The 18,173-nt window shown below is 60.9% G+C and carries 14 protein-coding genes; 7 read left to right on the forward strand and 7 right to left on the reverse strand.

What is annotated here, in order from left to right; translation table 11 throughout:
- Nucleotides 1–37 precede the first annotated feature (37 nt).
- A complete protein-coding gene (locus ACW9I6_RS00830; RefSeq protein WP_457338702.1) occupies nucleotides 38–1,363 on the reverse strand; it encodes an OprD family porin in 1,326 nt (441 codons plus the stop codon).
- Between the two features lie 596 nt (nucleotides 1,364–1,959).
- Here ACW9I6_RS00830 and ACW9I6_RS00835 point away from each other — a divergent pair.
- Both ACW9I6_RS00835 and ACW9I6_RS00840 read left to right on the forward strand, forming a co-directional pair.
- Complete coding sequence (locus ACW9I6_RS00835; RefSeq protein ID WP_003217793.1) at nucleotides 1,960–2,625, forward strand: response regulator transcription factor; 666 nt, start codon at nucleotides 1,960–1,962, stop codon at nucleotides 2,623–2,625.
- Nucleotides 2,622–3,986: an ATP-binding protein gene (locus ACW9I6_RS00840; RefSeq protein ID WP_457338703.1), complete on the forward strand. Its 1,365-nt coding sequence runs from the start codon at nucleotides 2,622–2,624 to the stop codon at nucleotides 3,984–3,986. The genes ACW9I6_RS00835 and ACW9I6_RS00840 overlap by 4 nt, the downstream gene beginning before the upstream one ends.
- Here ACW9I6_RS00840 and ACW9I6_RS00845 read toward each other — a convergent pair.
- The 3 genes from ACW9I6_RS00845 to ACW9I6_RS00855 all read right to left on the reverse strand — a co-directional run bounded on the left by ACW9I6_RS00845 (nucleotide 3,937) and on the right by ACW9I6_RS00855 (nucleotide 7,008).
- Nucleotides 3,937–5,097, reverse strand: a complete 1,161-nt coding sequence (locus tag ACW9I6_RS00845) for an alpha/beta hydrolase (RefSeq protein ID WP_457338704.1) — start codon at nucleotides 5,095–5,097, stop codon at nucleotides 3,937–3,939. The genes ACW9I6_RS00840 and ACW9I6_RS00845 overlap by 50 nt on opposite strands.
- Nucleotides 5,098–5,165: 68 nt before the next feature.
- Nucleotides 5,166–5,963: a MipA/OmpV family protein gene (locus ACW9I6_RS00850; protein ID WP_457338705.1), complete on the reverse strand. Its 798-nt coding sequence runs from the start codon at nucleotides 5,961–5,963 to the stop codon at nucleotides 5,166–5,168.
- Between the two features lie 91 nt (nucleotides 5,964–6,054).
- On the reverse strand, nucleotides 6,055–7,008 hold the full coding sequence (locus ACW9I6_RS00855; RefSeq protein WP_003217786.1) for a LysR family transcriptional regulator: 954 nt from the start codon (nucleotides 7,006–7,008) through the stop codon (nucleotides 6,055–6,057).
- Between the two features lie 109 nt (nucleotides 7,009–7,117).
- Here ACW9I6_RS00855 and ACW9I6_RS00860 point away from each other — a divergent pair, with 109 nt between their 5' ends.
- The 5 genes from ACW9I6_RS00860 (at nucleotide 7,118) to ACW9I6_RS00880 (ending at nucleotide 14,667) form a co-directional block, all read left to right on the forward strand.
- Nucleotides 7,118–8,296 (forward strand): M20 aminoacylase family protein, encoded by a 1,179-nt coding sequence (locus tag ACW9I6_RS00860; protein ID WP_003217783.1) that lies wholly within the window; start codon nucleotides 7,118–7,120, stop codon nucleotides 8,294–8,296.
- Between the two features lie 15 nt (nucleotides 8,297–8,311).
- Entirely contained in the window at nucleotides 8,312–9,598 is a 1,287-nt protein-coding gene (locus tag ACW9I6_RS00865) for an MFS transporter (RefSeq protein WP_457338706.1), read from the forward strand.
- A 22-nt stretch (nucleotides 9,599–9,620) separates the two neighbouring features.
- Nucleotides 9,621–12,335: a beta-glucosidase gene (locus tag ACW9I6_RS00870; protein ID WP_457338707.1), complete on the forward strand. Its 2,715-nt coding sequence runs from the start codon at nucleotides 9,621–9,623 to the stop codon at nucleotides 12,333–12,335.
- Nucleotides 12,336–12,473: 138 nt separating this feature from the next.
- A complete protein-coding gene (locus ACW9I6_RS00875) occupies nucleotides 12,474–13,586 on the forward strand; it encodes a porin (RefSeq protein ID WP_102369092.1) in 1,113 nt (370 codons plus the stop codon).
- Between the two features lie 139 nt (nucleotides 13,587–13,725).
- On the forward strand, nucleotides 13,726–14,667 hold the full coding sequence (locus ACW9I6_RS00880) for a cupin domain-containing protein (protein WP_008433330.1): 942 nt from the start codon (nucleotides 13,726–13,728) through the stop codon (nucleotides 14,665–14,667).
- Here the strand turns inward: ACW9I6_RS00880 and ACW9I6_RS00885 are convergent.
- From ACW9I6_RS00885 to ACW9I6_RS00895, 3 genes are read right to left on the reverse strand one after another with little or no spacing between them, the layout of a single operon-like run.
- The gene (locus tag ACW9I6_RS00885; RefSeq protein WP_457338708.1) at nucleotides 14,660–15,565 is read right to left on the reverse strand and encodes a LysR family transcriptional regulator; all 906 of its coding nucleotides are present in this window, start codon (nucleotides 15,563–15,565) and stop codon (nucleotides 14,660–14,662) included. The two genes, ACW9I6_RS00880 and ACW9I6_RS00885, sit on opposite strands and share 8 nt — an antisense overlap.
- 34 nt (nucleotides 15,566–15,599) lie before the next feature.
- Nucleotides 15,600–16,322 (reverse strand): FadR/GntR family transcriptional regulator, encoded by a 723-nt coding sequence (locus ACW9I6_RS00890; protein WP_003217775.1) that lies wholly within the window; start codon nucleotides 16,320–16,322, stop codon nucleotides 15,600–15,602.
- Between the two features lie 56 nt (nucleotides 16,323–16,378).
- A complete protein-coding gene (locus tag ACW9I6_RS00895; RefSeq protein ID WP_008433338.1) occupies nucleotides 16,379–18,115 on the reverse strand; it encodes an IlvD/Edd family dehydratase in 1,737 nt (578 codons plus the stop codon).
- Nucleotides 18,116–18,173: the final 58 nt, after the last annotated feature.

Here is an 18,173-nt window from a genome sequence, read left to right on the forward strand (position 1 = left end):
CCAGCGACCTGTGTCGCTGGCACGTCCCGGGAAGGGCTTACAGGATGTTGAACGGGTAGTTGACGATCAGGCGCGTATCGTTGACGTCGCCGCCACTGCCCGACTCGGAACTGCCGGTGTGGTAGGCCTGGCGCAGGCGGAACGCGAGGTTTTTCGCCGGCCCGCTCTGCACCACGTACTTCACTTCCACGTCGGTTTCGTGCTCCTTGGCGCCGTTGCCGTAGGCGCCGAGGTAGGCACTGTTGGCCGGGGTGTGGCTGCCGTCAATGTCGGAACCGTTGATGTAGCGGCTCATAAAGCTAAGCCCCGGCACACCGTAGGTCGCCATGTTCAAGTCGTACCGCAGGGCCCAGGAGGCTTCGCCAGGGCCGTTGAAGTCGGACCATTGCACCGAGTTGGCCAGCAGGATCGAGTCGCCGGCCGCGGCGGCACCGTTGTCACCCGCGCCGATGTAGTCGAACGGCTCGTTGCCATCGATCTTCTGGAACGACAGCGTCAGCGTGTGGGCCTGCAGGAACGAATAGGCCGCCGCCAGCGAGTACGCCGTGGTGTTGATCGTGCCTGCGTTGGCACTCCCGGTATCCAGTGTGCGGTACAGGTTGCCGTCCAGGGTCACGGATTGGCCATTGCTCAGCGGCATCACGTAATTGAGGTTGGTGTAGTACTGGCACCACACGTCCTGCAACTCGCCGGCATACACCGTGGTGCTCAAGTCCGGGGTGAAGGTGTATTTGCCACCGACAAAACTGGCACTTTTGGTCGCCACGTTGGCGTAGGTGGCAAAGATATCGTGCTCATGGTTGGTGGTATCGCCGCTGTTGGTCGCGGTGAAGTGGCCGGCTTCAAGGTTCAGGCCGGCAATTTCGTTGCTGGTCAGGTCAAAGCCGGTGGCGGTCTGGTCAAGCAGCCCGACACCCCCGACGGCAAACACTGGCGCGGTGGGCTGCATTTCACCGTACTTGAGCTGCGTCTTGGAGATCCGCAGCTTTATCGCTCCCCCCAACGAGCCGTAGGCGTCCTGAGGGTCGCCGTTGCGATCAAGGGGCAGGTTGCCGGTGTTCGCGTATTTGCGCTGGGAGTCGAGTTTCAGCCCGCCGTAGGCATAGGCGTCGACGCCAAACCCGATGGTGCCCTGAGTGAAGCCGGAGATGTAATTGGCCATGACCCCTTGGGTCCAGTCGCGCTGGTCGGCCCGGCCTTCTTCCCGGTTACGGTTCAAGTAATAGTTGCGCGCGACCCCGGTGAGGCTACTGCCATCGACAAACCCCGTGGCGGCGGCCTGATCCGTTACTGTGTCTGCCAAGGCTACTTGGCTCAGGCTGGTAGATATGACCAGCGCTAATAGGTTCCACTGTTTAACCATGGTAATGACTTCCCCGGATTAATTAATCGCTAAAAGTTGCGTGCACAGGTGCACGACCTTATTTTTTATGGCGTATATAACTTTTCGGCAGGCGTTATTAAGGCTGGCGTTGAAGCCGGGTTTCGCGTCTTGTAGTTTTAGCCGGGCACCACCCTGGCGGGCATTGCTGGCCTGTGTGCGACGGGCGATTTTTAACCGAATTGTGTTAAAGAACCAGTGAAGGGATCTTAAACTCGATTAATTAATATTCACTTTTTCAGGCGGCAGGCTGGTGTAACTTTGAGCCTGTCTTAGCCGCTCTGCTTCGACAAAAACCTTTGGTTTGCCGCCGCAGGCTCTGCGGCGGATTTTTTATAAATACCCCATGTAAATTTATTTAGTGTTGGGTTTATAAAAAGTACGGCGAGTACTTTGTTTTCTATTAACTTTCACAACTAATTGCCGGCGCTTTTATTGGCGCGACAGCACGTGAACCGATCAACTCCCTCCGTTTTAATACTTTCTTAAAAAAATCGGTCTATGGTTCTGGCCCTTGCTCATCATCCCGTATGTGTGGATTGTGTTGCCCCATTCCAAGCAGCACACGAGGGCCTGCTGTGTATTTATTGTTGGTGGAAGACGACGCCATGCTGGCCGAAGCCATTTGCGATGGCGCACGGCAAAACAGCTGGAACATTGACCATGTCAAGGACGCCTCCCACGCGCGCCTGGCCTTGGTCGAACATACCTATAACGCGGTCCTGCTTGACCTGGGCCTGCCGGGTGAGTCCGGTTTGAGCGTGCTCAAGGCCCTGCGCAAACAACACGACCCCACACCGGTGGTGATCCTCACGGCCAGCGGGCAACTGAGTGCGCGCATCGTCGGCCTGGATGCGGGGGCTGATGATTATCTGGTCAAGCCGTTCCAGCTCGACGAACTGTGGGCGCGCTTGCGGGCCGTGAGCCGGCGCAGTGAAGGGCGGGTGATCTCACTGCTGACCCTGGGGGATATCGTGCTGGACCGCAGCCGTCACGTGGTCACACGAGGCGGCCAGCGGGTGGCATTGAGCGCGTATGAATACCGCACGTTGCTCGCGCTGCTGGAGCGCCCCGGTCACGTGCTTGCGCGTGATCATTTGCAAGCGGTGGTTTATGGCCACGCCAGCAACATCGAGAGCAATACCATTGCCGTGTATATCCACCAATTGCGGCGCAAATTGGGCGATGAGCTGATCACCACGGTCCATGGCCAGGGCTATATGATCGCCGGGGCCCGTCAATGAAATCCCTGCGCCAACGCATGATGCGTGTGCTGTTCCTGACCATCGGTATCTGCTGGGCGCTGGCCTTGACGGCATTGCTGATTTACACCCAGGTCAGCTCCAGCAGCATCTGGGACAGCAAGCTGCAAGCCATCGCCACCCAGCTGTTGCTGGCTGTCCCGCAGAACAATGAGCAGCTCCCGGGCAAGGACGCCAGCCCGCAACTACGCAGCGCCGGGCTGGCCGAAGCCGGGTTGTTGACGTACCAGGTGTGGGGGCGCCACGACCGTTTGCTGGCCGGTGCGCCGGGCGCTCCGTCGACGGCGTTGCAGGGGAGTTTCCTGGACGGCTTTTCGAGCCCGATGATCGATGGGCGCAAGTGGCGGGTCTATTCAATTTCCGACAGCAACCGGCAACTGACGGTCCAGGTCGGCTACCTGCACAGTGTGATCAGCGCGGACATGCGTCGAAAAGCCTTCGTGGCGCTATGTATCGCCTCATCGCTGCTGGCGCTGGTAGGGCTGTTGATGTGGCAGGTGTTGCGGCGTGCGCTACGGCCGGTAATGGTGATCGAAAATGCCCTGCGGGGCAGGCATCGTTTTGACCTTACGCCGTTGTGGGTGGGCGCGCTGCCCGTCGAGCTGCGCCCGCTGGTGGAGGGGTTCAATCACTTGCTGCGCCAACTCGACCAGGCACTGGAAGGTGAACGGCGTTTTATCGCCAATGCGGCCCATGAGTTACGCACGCCGCTCTCGGCCTTGCAGGCCCATGCGCAAATTGCCCTGCGGGCCACGACCCTGGCTGAAAAGGACGCGACCTTGCACAAGCTGCTGGCCGTGGTGGCGCGCAGCTCGCGTTTGTCTGAGCAATTGCTGGACCTGGCGAGCCTGGAGGCGGTGCACAAACCCCATCGCACCCAGGTCGATTTGAGCGAACTCATCGGCTATGTCACCGATGAATTTGAGGTGCAGGCCGCGCAGGCGCAGCGCACGCTGCTGGTGGAGACCCAACCGTGCCTGATCGACTGCGATGTCGACGCCATGGGCATTTTGCTGCGCAACCTGATCGACAATGCCCTGCGCTACACCGCGCCAGGCGACCACGTAAAAATCAGTTGTGGCCCATCGCCCCAGGGGCCTTGCCTGCAAGTCGCCGATGACGGGCCGGGGGTGGCGGCCGCCGAGAGGGAGTCGATCTTCGAGCGCTTTTACCGCGTTCCCGGCAATGGCGGGCAGGGCAGCGGGATCGGCCTGTCGCTGGTGAAAAATATCGTTCAAGGGCACCACGCAAGCCTCATCACCAGCAGCGGCCTGGCCGGCAAGGGATTGTCCATCAGCGTGTATTTTCCTGGGGTTGTGCCGCCTCCAGCACCTGCGCCATAACCTGGGCCTGCCATTCAAAATAAGGGTTGTACGTGAGGCGGGCATGCACCTTGCCTGCTTCCCGATAGCCCCAATCGGAACACCACACAGCGGCCCCCGCCAGGCATTGGCGGTAGCCGTCGGCGTTCTGCCCGTTGGAACACATCGGCTGTTTGCCTTGTCGACCGTACTGGGGGTTGTCCGGCGAGAACAGCACACTCATATGGGAAAACTGGCTGATGTGTTCGGCGGGAAACTGATCACTGCGCACCAGCATCCTAGGGTGGCGCTGCCCGGCAACCAGGTCGCCATACCAGATCATCCGGGATGCCGGGTTCGGAAAGCGCTGACTGAACGTCTCCCGCACAAACCCCACATCCACCACCGAATCATGGGCGGCGCTGACGATCAGCACTGGCCGGTCATAGGTCTGCATCGCCAGCCTGCTGCGCACGACGGTACTGGTGAGGTAGAACTGGGCAAAGCCGTTGGTGGGTACGTTCTGGTAGCGCAACGGCGTCTGCTGGGGGGCAGGGCCGTCGGGCTGGCGCAACCAGGGCTTGACCCTGGACAGCCACGGTAACAACCAATCGAAGGGCAGGCGGGCCTTGAACGCGGGCGAAAACAGCAGCAGGCCAGCGATGGCCGGGTCGTCCATGGCGTATTCCAGCACCAGGTTGGCCCCGGTGGAGAAACCGCCCAGGTACACCTCGTCGGCGTCCTGGCGCAGCAACGCCACTTGCCGCGCCACGCTGTGTTGCCAGTCGGTGATATCGACGCCCAGCATGTCGGCGGGTTGAGTCCCCTGCCCGGGCAGCAACAGCGTGCGCACCCGATAACCCTGGCCGGCGAGTTGTGGTGCGATATCAATGAACGAGCCCGGTGAGTCCCCCAGGCCGTGAACCAGCAGAATCCCCTTGCCGTTGGGGTGTTCAGGCAGCCATTCGCGAGGGGCGTTCCAGGCCAGTTCCAGGGCATGGTCCGTGCCCTGGAAGCGTCGGTCACGTTCAAGCAGCAAGAGGGTTTGCTGGCGGTAGTTGGCAAAACTCGCCGGCACCGGCGATACAGGGCTGGCCGGCAGCTCGGCGCAGCCGGCGATGCAGGACAACAACAGCGTCCCGAGTGATTTCATGGGGCCTCCGTGGGCGTGAGCAAGCACCGTAAAGCCGCCGCAGGCAGGGCCCGCGACGGCCATGTCAGTCAAAAACGGTACATGTACCAAAGCCGTGCCGAACCGAGGGTGGATCGGTCCACGATCGGGCTGTCTTCAATCTCACTGCCCAGGCGTGTGGCGCTCAGGTCCAGATAGACGTGCTGGTTGGCCTCCAGCTGATAACCAACGCGTACCCCTGCCTCGATATTGACGCTGGCGTCACCGGTGTAGGCCCGACGCGTCGCCGTGGCTTCGCGGGCGCGTACACCGTAGTAGTAAGCGACGTAATCTTCATCTAGGTGCACCGCTGCCAGGCGCGGGGTGAAGTCGAAGCTTCCCGCGGTAAAGCGTCGCTCGACGGCCAGCCGGATGATTTGCCCGTCACTGTTGCCTGACGCATCGCCTGCCCATTGCGCGGAAAACTGCGCGACCGGGCTCTGCCAGATGGCCTTGCCCCCCAGCCAGATGCCGGGATCACGGTCACGCATGCCGTCCAGGTCCTCGGAATCGGAGGCGTCATAGCCTTCACCCAGCCCGTACCGGGCCTGCAAACGAAAGGACAGCGCGCTGTCGCTGGGAATCTTGAAGTCGATACCAGGGCCCATCACGCTGATCCAGCGATTTTCATAGGACACCGCCGGCAAGAGTTGGCTGTCGTTGTCATGGCCGCGGTAGGGGGAATTTGTCACGGCGGCCCCCAGGCCCAGTCCCCAGCCAAATGCCTTGTCGCTTTCTGGCGCCGCGAGGGTGATGCCGGGCAGCAGCGACAGGCTGGCCAGGCACAGTGTCCCGACAAACGAGGTCAACGCGTTCACGGGCGGCGATTTAGCTTCGATGGGCGACATAGGTGTGTTCTCAGAGGGAGGGCTGAGGCGGAGTATGTCGGGGAGGAATTAAGAAATTTTTAGGCGGATTAATCGCTTGTTAAGAGGTCACTCAAAAGAACAAATCCTTCGGCGACAGCCTCTCGCTGAACCGTGAACCGGGATTCCTGGCGTGTTGCTTGATGACCTGCTTCAACACACCGATGAAGGCAGTTGCAGCTTTGCTGCGCACGTTACCCCGGCGGCTGACCACGCCGAGGATCCTTGATTTGGAGCCTTTGAACGCACTCAACGGCGCAACCGCATCGGCAAAACACGCGGATTTGAGCAATAAGTCAGGCAATACAGTCAGCGAGTCCGTCTGCAACAGCACCGGCAGCAAAATCCCCGCCGAGTGCACGCTCACCACATGACTGGGCGGGGGTGACAGGCGAAACTCCCGGTTCAGATCGCTGATAAACGTGTTGTGCAGCGAAGGCGGGTAGTTCGCCAGCCACTTCATGGCATTCAGTTCATCAATGGAACTGGAGTGCCGTAGCGGATGGTCTTTACGCCCCACCACATGGGCCTGATAAGAAAACAGCGGTTCGATGGAGAACTCGTTTTCGGTAATGAAATTACTGGCCTGGATCACCGCGAAATCCAGATAGCCGTCCCGAAGCTGCGGCACCGAAATGCCGTGCAGCCCCTCGAACACCTCGAGGAATACGTGGGGGTACTCTTGCTGGTAGAGGCTGAGGCATTCCGGCAAAAAGCTGAAGTTGATAAACGGCGAGACGGCAATACGCAGGCGTTCGGCCTGCCCGCTGCGAATCAGGTTCAGGTCGGCCTTGGCCTTTTCAATCTCGCTGAGTATCAGGCGCGCGTGGTGCAGCAGGCTTTTGCCAGCCTCGGTAAAACGCACGCCGGTGTGGGTGCGCTCCAGCAATTCCACCCCTTGTTGCTGCTCCAGATCACGCAAGGTGCGGGTGATTGCGGCCTGGGTCAGGCCGACGGATTTGGCCGCGCTGCGGATGCTCCCGGTTTCGGCGACCGCCACCAAAGCGGTGAACTGGTTGGTTTTCATGCTGCCCCTGATGACAACTAAATGTTGTCATCGAGCCTAAAGGTTGTCTTTTCATTCTGTCAATACGGGTCAGAATCAAGCCCATATCGGGTCTGAGGAGACAACAAAAATGAAGATTCTGGCAGAGATCGAACAGATTCAGGACGAGATGATAGCCATCAGGCGCGCTATCCACGCTCATCCGGAATTGGGCTTCGAGGAGTTTGCAACCAGTGACCTGGTGGCGCAAAAACTTGAGGAATGGGGCTTCGAGGTGCATCGCGGCCTGGCCGGCACCGGCGTAGTAGGGCAATTGCGCAACGGTGACGGCGCGCGCATAGGCTTGCGGGCCGACATGGACGCGCTGCCGATTGCCGAGGAGACGGGCCTGGAATACGCTAGCACCCAGCCCGGCAAAATGCACGCCTGCGGCCATGATGGTCACACCGCCACACTGCTGGCAGCGGCCAAAGTCTTGGCCAACACCCGACGCTTCAGCGGCACCCTGAACGTGATCTTCCAGCCGGCGGAAGAAGGCTTGGGCGGCGCCCGTGAAATGGTCGAACAGGGTTTGTTTGAGCTGTTTCCGTGCGATGCGATCTTCGCCATGCACAATATGCCGGGCTTCCCCCAGGGCAAGCTGGGCTTTCTCGCCGGGCCGTTCATGGCCTCATCCGACACGGCGACGATCACCCTGAACGGCGTGGGAGGGCATGGAGCAGTGCCCCACAAGACAGTGGATCCGGTAGTGATCGCGGCTACTTTGACCTTGTGCCTGCAAAGTGTGGTATCGCGCAATATCGACCCACTGGACACCGCAATCGTCAGCGTTGGCTCTATTCATGCAGGTTCCGCTGCAAATGTGATCCCGGCATCCGCCAAGCTGCTGGTCAGCGTTCGGTCATTGCGAGCCGACACTCGCGACCTGCTGCAAACCCGCATTACTACCCTGGCGCAGCACATCGCACAGAGTTACGGCGGCAACGCAGACGTGCATTACAACCGGCGTTACCCGGTACTGGTCAATGATGAGGCGGAGACGGAACTGGCCCGCAGTGCAGCTCTGGAATGGTGCGGGGAAGACGGCCTGATCGAGAATATGCGCCCGCTCACAGGCAGCGAAGACTTCGCCTTTATGTTGGCGAAATGCCCGGGCTCCTACCTGATCATCGGCAATGGCGACAGTGCGGAGAACGTCATGTGTCACCATCCCAAATTCGACTTCAACGACCAGTGCCTTTTGGTCGGCGCGTCCTACTGGGTCAAGCTGGTGGAAAAAATGCTCAAGCACACTGCTGCTGTCAATTGAGGCCCGGACCCGATCATGGAAACTACTTCAACTGAAGCGTCCGCCGTGTCTGTGCGCACATCGGCACCGGCCCAGCCCGGCAGGAAAAACAACATCGCCGCCGTCACCATCGGCAATGGCCTGGAGTTCTACGACTTCACGGTCTACAGCTTTTTCGCCACGGTGATCGGCAAGCAGTTCTTTCCCATGGAAGGCTCAAACCAGCTGCTGCTGGCGTTCGCCACCTATGGCATCGGTTTTTTCATGCGCCCGTTGGGCAGCATTTTGCTCGGCCAGTATGCCGACCGGGTAGGGCGCAAGGCCGCGATGATATTGACCCTTTGGCTGATGGCCATCTGTTCGCTGATTTTTGTGCTGACGCCCACTTATGGCCAGATAGGTATCGCCGCGCCCTTGCTGATCGTGTTTGCCCGACTGCTGCAAGGCTTCGCGATTGGCGGCGAGGTCGGCGCGTCGACGACTTACCTGATGGAAAAAGCCGACAGCCACGAACGAGGTTACTTCACCAGTTGGCAATTCTTCAGCCAAGGCCTGAGCGTGTTGCTCGGTGCAGTGGTGGGCCTGAGCGTGAACTACACCCTGACCGAGGAACAAGTCATGGCCTGGGGCTGGCGTCTGCCATTTGTGATCGGGCTGCTGGTGATCCCGGTGGGCTCGTATATGCGCCGGCACCTGCAGGAAAGTGACCAGGTGAAGCACGACGTCAGCCATCGCTTGAGCTGGGGCGAGCATAAACGTGCGTTGGCCGCCGGAATCCTGATCGCCATCGGCGGCACTTCGGGCTCCTATGTAATCCTGCATTACCTCTCGAATTTTGCCGTGGCGCAGTTACACCTGCCGCTGTCTGCCGGGATCTGGACCGGCTGCGCAGCGGGTGCCGTGCAAGTGGCGCTGGCGGTGGCTTCCGGCCGAGCCTGTGATCGCTGGGGGCGCAAGCGCATGATTTTCTGGTCGCGGCTGGCCTTGTTGCTGTTGATCTACCCGGCGTTCGTGCTGTTGCAGCATTCGCCTACTTTGCCCGCGCTGGTGATTGTAGCGAGTACCCTGGCGGCGTTGCTGGTGTGCAATACCGTGCCTTCGCTGGTGTTGCTTGCGGAAATTTTCCCCGCTCAGGTCCGGGCGACAGGCCTCTCGGTGACCTACGCCCTGGCCAGCATCATTTTCGGCGGCTTTGCGCAGTTCTTCTGCACGCTGCTGATCTCACTTACCGGCAACCCCAGCGCCCCGGCGTTCTACCTGATTGTGTGCGGGCTGGTTTCCCTGCTGGGCCTGGCGCTTGTCAAAGAACCCACTCAACGTTAACCCAGAAGTAACGGAGCTTTTCATGACTACCTCAATAACGCGGTACGGGCGCGTATGCCCTGGTTTTTTCCGACTGTCGACGCTGGCAGCGGCGGTGTTGTGTTCAACCCTGGCGGGGCCGTCCATGGCCAGGGAAACCGATGAGGCCCGGGTGGATGCCCTGCTGAAAAAGATGACCCTTGACGACAAGTTCAACCTGATCCGCGGCATGACCGAAGCGGATGCTACCAACCAGGGTCAGGCCGGCTACCTGCCGGGCGTACCGCGCCTCGGCGTGCCGGCCCTGCGCATGGCAGACGGGCCACCCGGTATCCTGACCCGCAAGGCCTCGATCATTCCCACCTCGACCATGGGCCTGGCCGCCACCTTCAGCAAACAGGATGCCTTTGATAACGGCACGGTGATTGGCGAGGAAGCAAAGCGCCTGGGCATCGACGTTGCGCTGGAGCCCTTCATCAACATGTTCCGCGACTCGGGCTTTCGGCGCGGCTGGAACACCTATGGCGAAGACCCGCTCCTGACCGGCAGCATGGGCGCTGAATTGATCAAGGGCATCCAGGGCCAGGGCGTGATGGCGCAAGCCAAGCACCTGGTCGGCTACGACATGACCGGCTTTGACGTGAGCATCCCCGAGCAAGCCCTGCACGAGGTGTACCTGGCTCCGTTCCAGGACGCCGTTGACGCCGGCGTAGCGTCAATCATGTGCTCCTACAACAAGCTCAACGGCGAATTCGCCTGCGGCAACGAACAATTGCTGGAACAGGTGCTGCGCAAGCAGATGGGCTTCAAGGGCTTTGTCACCTCTGACTGGGGCGGCGTGCACAGTGCGCAATACATCAAGCGGGGTATGGACATGGAGATGCCCGGGCGCATCGATGAACAGCACCCATTCTGGGACATCATGCGTTCCTACTACGACGACACCGAGCAGCAACAGCCTGCGCTGCACACGTCCATGGGCAGCATGAAAAAGGTCTTCGCTCGGCCCATGCCGGAGGAGTGGATGGTCGGCCAGCGGCCAAACGTGCTGCTGGGGCAATTCCCCAACGACGAGAAGCCGAGCAACCTGTTTGAAGCCCTGCGGGATAAAACCGTCAGGGAACAGGACATCGACACGGCCGCCAGGCGCGTGCTCGGGCAGATGGAGCGTTTCGGCCTGTTGGACAAGGGCAGCCACCAGCCACAGTCGACCCCGATGGTTGCCGGGTTGTCCGCCATCGTGCGCCGCACCAGTGAGCATTCGGCGGTGCTGCTGAAAAACCAGGACAACGTACTGCCGCTATCGAAGGACGACCTCACGGGCATAGCGATGATCGGCCCGGGCGCTGTCCAGCCCGTTGCGCTGGGAGTTTCAGCCGAGCACGCGATCGGCATGCCGCAGCTACAAGTCGGGCCGGCCACTGCACTAAAGGCAATCGAACCGAATGCCGCGATTAGCGTGACGGTGGCCAATGACATGACCGGCGTCGTGATTCCGGCAGACCGGGTTTCGTTCGATGGCAAGCCAGGTTGGGTTAGAGTCGAGGAGGGGCAGAACCAGCGTGACCAACAACTGCAGTTCACTGGCGCGAATGCCCTGGCGGCAAACACCTTGCCAAGCTGGAAAACCCACCTGACCATCGATCAGGAAGGCGACTACAACCTCAACCTGCACATGCTTGGCGCCGGTGCCGTGCTGAAGGTCGACGGGAAAATCATCGGTGAAAGCAGCTCGTTGAAAAACGCCCTGCACGGTGATGTGGTGCATCCGGGGCAGGATGCCCTGATGCCAACCACCGATGGCCTCAACAACGTGCGGCGCATGGTCAAGCTCAGCCGTGGCGAACATCTGATTGAAGTCAGCACCTATAACGACACGTCTGGTGAACCGGTTCAAGTACGCCTGGCGTGGGTCACGCCTGCCATGCGCGAAGCCAACCGGGCGCAGGCGCTGGCTGCTGCCCGCAGCGCGAAGAAGGTCGTATTTTTTGCCTGGGCGCGTACCGACCCACAGTTTGGTTTGCCGGGCGACCAGGACAAACTGATCGAAGAAATCGCCGCGGTCAATCCCAATCTCGTAGTGGTGCTCAACACCAGCAGCCCGGTCGCGATGCCATGGCTGGACAAGGTCAAGGGCCTGGTGCAGATGTGGTGGACAGGTGATGAAGGCGGCCCTGCGACTGCGAACATCCTCACCGGCCGCAGCAACCCTGCAGGCCGCCTGCCGTTTACCTGGGCCCGCAGCCTGCAGGACTATCCCGCCACCGATCCCAAGTACCCCGAGCGTGGCCAGCAACTGGATGGCGTGGTCAGTTACACCGAGGGCGTCAATATCGGCTACCGCTGGTTTGAGTCGCAGCATAAGGCACCGCTGTTCCCATTCGGTTATGGGTTGTCCTATAGCCGCTTCGATTACAGCGCGCTGCAAACCTATCGCCTGGGCAATGGCGACCTCAAGGTTGATTTCAAACTGACCAATAGTGGTGGCGTTGCGGGGGATGAAGTACCGCAGCTGTACCTGAGTGCACCGCAACACAAGGTCGAAGGTGCCGAGTTCGCACCGCAGACCCTGGTCGGGTTTGATCGGGTCAGCCTCAAGGCCGGGGAGACTCGGGCGGTGTCCATCACCGTGCCGCTGCGCAAGCTCCAGTATTGGGCGGTGAAGACCCAATCTTGGGAGCTGCCGCGAGGCCAGCGCACCTTGAAACTCGCCAGTGCGTCGGACAACGAGAGGGCCAGCCACGCCGTCTCGTTCTGACCGTTACACCCCATAAAAATAAAAATATCCAGGCTTTAGCGTCACCTACCTCTTGAACGTCTGCGCCATTGCCTGGTGGCGCAGCGGGAGCTTTCACCGATGAATTTCTCTGTTCGTCCAACTGGACAAGGCTTTTGCGTGCGTCATCGTTTTATCCTGGCGTGCTTCCTGGCGCTGTGCAGCGTGCAGCCAGCCATGGCCATCGATCTGATCAAGACCGACAGCGATCGGTTGGAGCTGCACGCCCAGGGCATTTTCGCGTCAAACGACAAGGTCTACATCCAGGGCCGTCACACCGGCAGCATCGGCCACCGCATCAACATGATCTACACCCACCAGCTCGACTCGCAGTGGGCCGTGGGCATGCGTCAGGAATGGGCCTACGACCCGTTCTACTACGACGGCACCGCCGCCCAGACCAAGCGTTTCCAGTATGTGTTCGTGCGCAATGCGCGCTGGGGGCAACTGAGCTACGGTCAGCAAAAGTCCCTGACCTTCGACATGGTGGGTTCGATCACCGACTGGTATTTGGGCTACGGCACTAAAGGGCAGGGCACGTTCAATGGGTATGGCGGCAACCAGTTGCTGGGCTTCTCCCGGCCGAACAAAACCCTGTATTACCGGGTAAGAAGCGACGATTTCGAATTTGGCGTGATGTATGGCCTGGGCACCGGCCCGGTACACAACTCCGTCAACCCCAGCAGCGTGGGCGCCGGCAAATTCGTCGACAGCTCCCGCAATGCGCTGTACCAGGTGGGTACTGTCTGGCGCCCGGCGGATCATTGGTCATTGCGCCTGGCCTACGGCTACACCGAAATGAGCGAGCGTTCACTGGACGGCCACGCTCAACTCAACACCCGGCACCCGAATGTCGAAGGCTGGTTGTCGGGGGTGACCTACACCAATGCGCCCTGGTATCACGCGGTGGTTTACGGCGAGTACCGCAACCTGAATGCATCAGCGCCCACCGCCAGTGGTTATCGCGAGGCTAAGGCACTGGAGTCTTACAGCAGCTATTCGTTTCCGGAAATGGGCGAGCTGGGATTCTTCAAGGCGTATGGCGGGATCAACCTGTTCTCGGACAAGAACAGCTCAGGGCGCAGCGGCTACTCGGTGGCCGGTTTTGCCCTGATCACCTTGCATGACACTTTGGCGATTGGCCTGGAGAGGAAGTTCGATATGGCCAGGAACAAGCAAGGCGACTATACGGGGCAGGATGAGTATGAGTTGGTCGCCAAGTACTACTTTTAACAATTTACCTGCCCCTGGTCGCACAATTGCTGTGCGACCAGGGGGATTAATCCACTGCCGTACAGTGCCTATAGTTCTCTCACCGTCGCAACGTCCTACGGGCCGTTGCGAAATCCAGTCGTAGATTGAGGTGATCATAATGAATAGCGAATTCAAGCCTGACGTGGCCGATACCCAACCGCAGCACCTGCTCGATGCCGAATACTTTGAATACAGCAAGGCCGCCAATCCCATCAGCGCCAACCTGATCACGCGCATTCCCTATCACAGCTTCCCGGCCTCGCTGTACGACAGTGGGCCCTCTCGGGTAGTGCCGCTGGACCTCAGCGATGCCTTGGGTTGCGAAGGTCCGGCCACCGGTCCGGGGCTGTGTGCGAACTTCATTCGCCTGAACGCCGGCGATACGCTGGAACTGCACCCCAACGCCACCTCACAGGTGTTTTATGTCATCGCCGGGCAGGGCAGTGTGGTTCAGGGCGCGCACCGCATCGACTGGACCAAAGGCTGCTTCATTGCGCTGCCAGGTCTGCAGCAAGCGCGGTTCAGCGCATCAGAGGATGCGCGCCTGTATTACGTCCACGATGAGCCGCTGTTGCGTTACCTGGGCGTGATCCGCAGTGCCGATCGCTTCGTGCCGACGCTGTATCCCGCGGAGCTGGCCAACGCAAAACTGCGCGAAGCGGCCGATGATCCCCGCGCCCAGGACCGTAGCCGTATCAGCATCCTGCTGGGCAATCGCAACTTCCCGCAGACTCGCACCGTGACCCATGTGCTGTGGGCGATGTACGGCATCCTGCCGCCGGGGTCGATTCAGAAGCCCCACCGACACCAGTCGATTGCGCTGGATTTCATCATTGATTGCCCCAAGGGCTGCTATTCGCTGGTGGGCACCGAACTGGACGCCGATGGGCAGATCCGCAACCCGGTGCGGGTCGACTGGTCGCCGGGCCTGGCGTTCGTGACGCCGCCAGGTTACTGGCATGCCCACTTCAATGAGTCCGACACGGAAGCCTTCCTGATTCCGATCCAGGATGCGGGGCTGCAAACCTATCTGCGGTCGCTGGATATCCGCTTCAGTTGAAATGCTTCCAGTGCGGTGTTTCGCCCAGTTGCTCGACGATAAAGTCGATGAAGCACCGCACTTTGGAGGACACGATGCGCTTGGGTGGATAGACGAACCACACCGCCGATTCACGGCCTGCGATGCGGATATCCCGCTCAGGCAACCACACCAGCAACTCGCCGGTTTCAATGGGTTTGGCCACCAGCCAGTCGGGCAGCAAGGCAAATCCCAGCCCTTGTTGTGCGGCGATCAATTGTGCGTCCAGGTCGTTGATCCGGATGCTGTCTTTATGCAGCAGCGGTGACACCTCATGCCCGTTGGCAAATGCGCTGTCAGCCGCCCCCAGAATCGCCGGCATGGCAGCCAGGTCGGCAGGGTTGACCGGCGCCGGATACTCCCGGCAAAACGCCGGGCTGGCCACCAGCCGGTAGCGCTCATCGCAGATCTTGCGTGCCTTCAACGTGGAATCCGCCAGGGTGCCAATGCGGATCGCCAGGTCCGCGCCGGCATGAATCAGGTTGACGTGGCTGTCGTCCAGCACCAGTTCCAGCTTGATCTGCGGGTAGCGGGCCAGGAAGGCATTCAAGGTGGGAAGGACATGGTGACGGGCAAAGGCGGGCGGCAGGTTGAGCTTGAGCACGCCCCGTGGTTGTTCGTTCAGCGCGGAGGTGGCCGCTTTGGCTTGTTCCAGCTCGTCCAGCACCCGGCGTGCGTGCGTCAGGAATGTCTGGCCACCCTCGGTCAGGTGCAGCGTACGGGTAGAGCGGTTGAACAAGGCGATGCCGAGGTCCTGTTCAAGGTCCTTCACGTAGCGTGAAACCGTGGAAGCCTTGATGCCAAGCCGGTCGGCGGCACGGGAGAAGTTATTGCCCTCGGCGGCTTCGACAAAGGCGGTTAACGCAGCGAAGTAATCCAAGGGCGGCCTCGACTTGACGGTGGGTTGCCTGGCGCTACAGCGGCGTCAGCACGTTCATCACGGTGTCCAGCGCCACCCGGGTATCGTCCAGTTGCACCAGGGAGGCATGCCGCGCGCCGAGGGCGTCACGGTTCTTGATCGCGGTGAGGATCGCTTTGTGCCGGGGCAGGCTGAGGCCCTGGATGTCGGGGCGACGATTGGTGATGTTGATGGACTCGCGAAGTGGCAGCGACAGCATGTTGCACATGTAGGCCAGCAAGTCGTTGCGGGTCGCATCGGCAATCGCCCGGTGGAAGTCCAGGTCGGCCTGCAGCAACGTTTCGTGGGTATTGGCGGTTTCCATGCCGAGGTAGGCTTTTTCGATGGTGGCGATGTCGGCGTCGGTGGCGGTGGTCGCAGCCATGGCGGCGATTTCCGGCTCGAGGATCCGGCGCACACCGGCCAGGGTGTTGAAAAACTCGCTGTGGGGTGTCGACTGCATCAGCCAGGTCAGTACGTCCGGGTCCAGCAGGTGCCACTGCACCCGTGGGCGCACCACGGCGCCGACCTTGGGCTTGGAAATCACCAGGCCCTTGGCGCTGAGCACTCGGGTCGCCTCACGCAATACCGAGCGGCTGACCTTGTACTCCTCGCACAAGGTGGCCTCCATGGGCAACCGTTCTTCCGGCTTGAAGCGCCCGGAAACGATGTGCATGCCCAAGTCCTGGACGATTTGGGCGTGCATGCTCTTGCGCGGCTTGGTCGGCTGCTGATCCATAACAGGGAGGCTACTCTGGCGAAATACGCGGCATCATAACATTGCTCCCGTCCCAATTAGTGGGAATGACGCGGCACTTCGGCGCCACGGCAGCCCACCAGGAAGTCGAAGTCGCAGCCCTGGTCTGCCTGTAATACGTGGTCGATGTACAGCTGCCGGTAACCCCCGACAATCAGTTGCTCGGGCGGCGCAAGGTCGGCCATGCGGGCCGCCAGTTCGGCGTCCGGGATGTCCAGGTGCAGGCGGCCATTGGCGCAATCGAGTTCGATCCAGTCGCCTTCCTTGACCGTCGCCAACGGGCCGCCGGCCGCCGCTTCCGGGGCCACGTGCAACACCACGGTGCCGTAGGCCGTGCCGCTCATGCGCGCATCGGAAATCCGCACCATGTCGGTCACGCCCTGGGCCAGCAGTTTGGCCGGCAAGCCCATGTTGCCGACTTCCGCCATGCCCGGATAACCCTTGGGCCCGCAGTTTTTCATCACCAGGATCGAGTTGGCATCCACGTCCAGTTCCGGGTCGTTGATCCGTGCCTTGTACATGTCGAAGTTCTCGAACACCACGGCACGCCCGCGATGCTGCATCAGTTCGGCACTGGCAGCCGAGGGCTTGAGGACTGCACCCAGTGGCGCGAGGTTGCCACGCAGCACACAAATGCCGCCGTCGGCGCGGATCGGGTTGTCGAGGGTGCGGATCACTTCGTCCTGGCCGTAGATCGGCGCTTCCCGGGTGTTTTCGCCGAGGGACTTGCCGTTGACGGTCAAGGCATTCGGGTGCGGGATCAGGTTGGCCTCACCGAGGCGGCGCAGCACCGCCGGCAGGCCGCCAGCGTAGTAGAACTCCTCCATCAGGAAGCGCCCGGACGGCTGCAGGTCGACGATGGTCGGCATGCCACGGCCCATGCGGGTCCAGTCGTCCAGGTCGAGCTCGACGCCGATGCGTCCGGCGATGGCTTTCAGGTGAATCACCGCGTTGGTCGAGCCGCCGATGGCTGCGTTGACGCGAATCGCGTTTTCGAAAGCCTCCTTGGTCAGGATCTTCGACAGCTTCAGGTCTTCACGCACCATCTCCACCGCACGCATGCCGGACATGTGCGCCAGTACATAACGCCGCGCATCCACCGCGGGAATCGCCGCGTTGTGGGGCAGGGAAGTGCCGAGTGCTTCGGCCATGCAGGCCATGGTCGAGGCGGTGCCCATGGTGTTGCAGGTGCCCGCCGAGCGGGACATGCCGCCTTCGGCCGCGAGGAAATCGTCGAGGGTAATGGTGCCCGCCTTGACCTGTTCGCTGAGCTGCCACACCACGGTGCCCGAGCCGATGTCCTGGCCCTTGTGCTTGCCGTTGAGCATCGGCCCGCCGGTGACGACGATCGCCGGCACGTCGCAACTGGCGGCGCCCATCAGCAGCGCCGGGGTGGTCTTGTCACAGCCGGTCAGCAGCACCACGCCGTCGATGGGGTTGCCGCGAATGGCTTCCTCCACGTCCATGCTGGCCAGGTTACGGGTGAGCATCGCTGTGGGGCGCAGGTTCGATTCGCCGTTGGAGAACACCGGAAATTCCACCGGAAAGCCACCGGCTTCGATCACGCCGCGTTTCACATGCTCGGCAATCTGGCGGAAGTGCGCGTTGCAGGGCGTCAGCTCCGACCAGGTATTGCAGATCCCGATGATCGGTTTGCCGTGGAACTGATGATCGGCAATCCCCTGGTTTTTCATCCAGCTGCGGTACATGAAGCCGTTTTTATCGGCGGTACCAAACCAGCTGGCGGAGCGCAGGACGGGCTTTTTCTCGGACATGGCTGACTCTCTTATTGTAAGACTATATAGATCCATTCTCGGCCTAACATAGGCGTAA

The organism is Pseudomonas sp. SDO5522_S412 (assembly GCF_054071215.1).

Coding starts and splice junctions, on each gene's coding strand:
- ACW9I6_RS00860 (WP_003217783.1), top strand. CDS start 7,118: ATGAAGATTCTGGCAGAGATCGAACAGATTCAGGACGAGATGATAGCC.
- ACW9I6_RS00850 (WP_457338705.1), bottom strand. CDS start 5,963: ATGTCGCCCATCGAAGCTAAATCGCCGCCCGTGAACGCGTTGACCTCG.
- ACW9I6_RS00840 (WP_457338703.1), top strand. CDS start 2,622: ATGAAATCCCTGCGCCAACGCATGATGCGTGTGCTGTTCCTGACCATC.
- ACW9I6_RS00865 (WP_457338706.1), top strand. CDS start 8,312: ATGGAAACTACTTCAACTGAAGCGTCCGCCGTGTCTGTGCGCACATCG.
- ACW9I6_RS00830 (WP_457338702.1), bottom strand. CDS start 1,363: ATGGTTAAACAGTGGAACCTATTAGCGCTGGTCATATCTACCAGCCTG.
- ACW9I6_RS00895 (WP_008433338.1), bottom strand. CDS start 18,115: ATGTCCGAGAAAAAGCCCGTCCTGCGCTCCGCCAGCTGGTTTGGTACC.
- ACW9I6_RS00880 (WP_008433330.1), top strand. CDS start 13,726: ATGAATAGCGAATTCAAGCCTGACGTGGCCGATACCCAACCGCAGCAC.
- ACW9I6_RS00855 (WP_003217786.1), bottom strand. CDS start 7,008: ATGAAAACCAACCAGTTCACCGCTTTGGTGGCGGTCGCCGAAACCGGG.
- ACW9I6_RS00890 (WP_003217775.1), bottom strand. CDS start 16,322: ATGGATCAGCAGCCGACCAAGCCGCGCAAGAGCATGCACGCCCAAATC.
- ACW9I6_RS00845 (WP_457338704.1), bottom strand. CDS start 5,097: ATGAAATCACTCGGGACGCTGTTGTTGTCCTGCATCGCCGGCTGCGCC.
- ACW9I6_RS00870 (WP_457338707.1), top strand. CDS start 9,621: ATGACTACCTCAATAACGCGGTACGGGCGCGTATGCCCTGGTTTTTTC.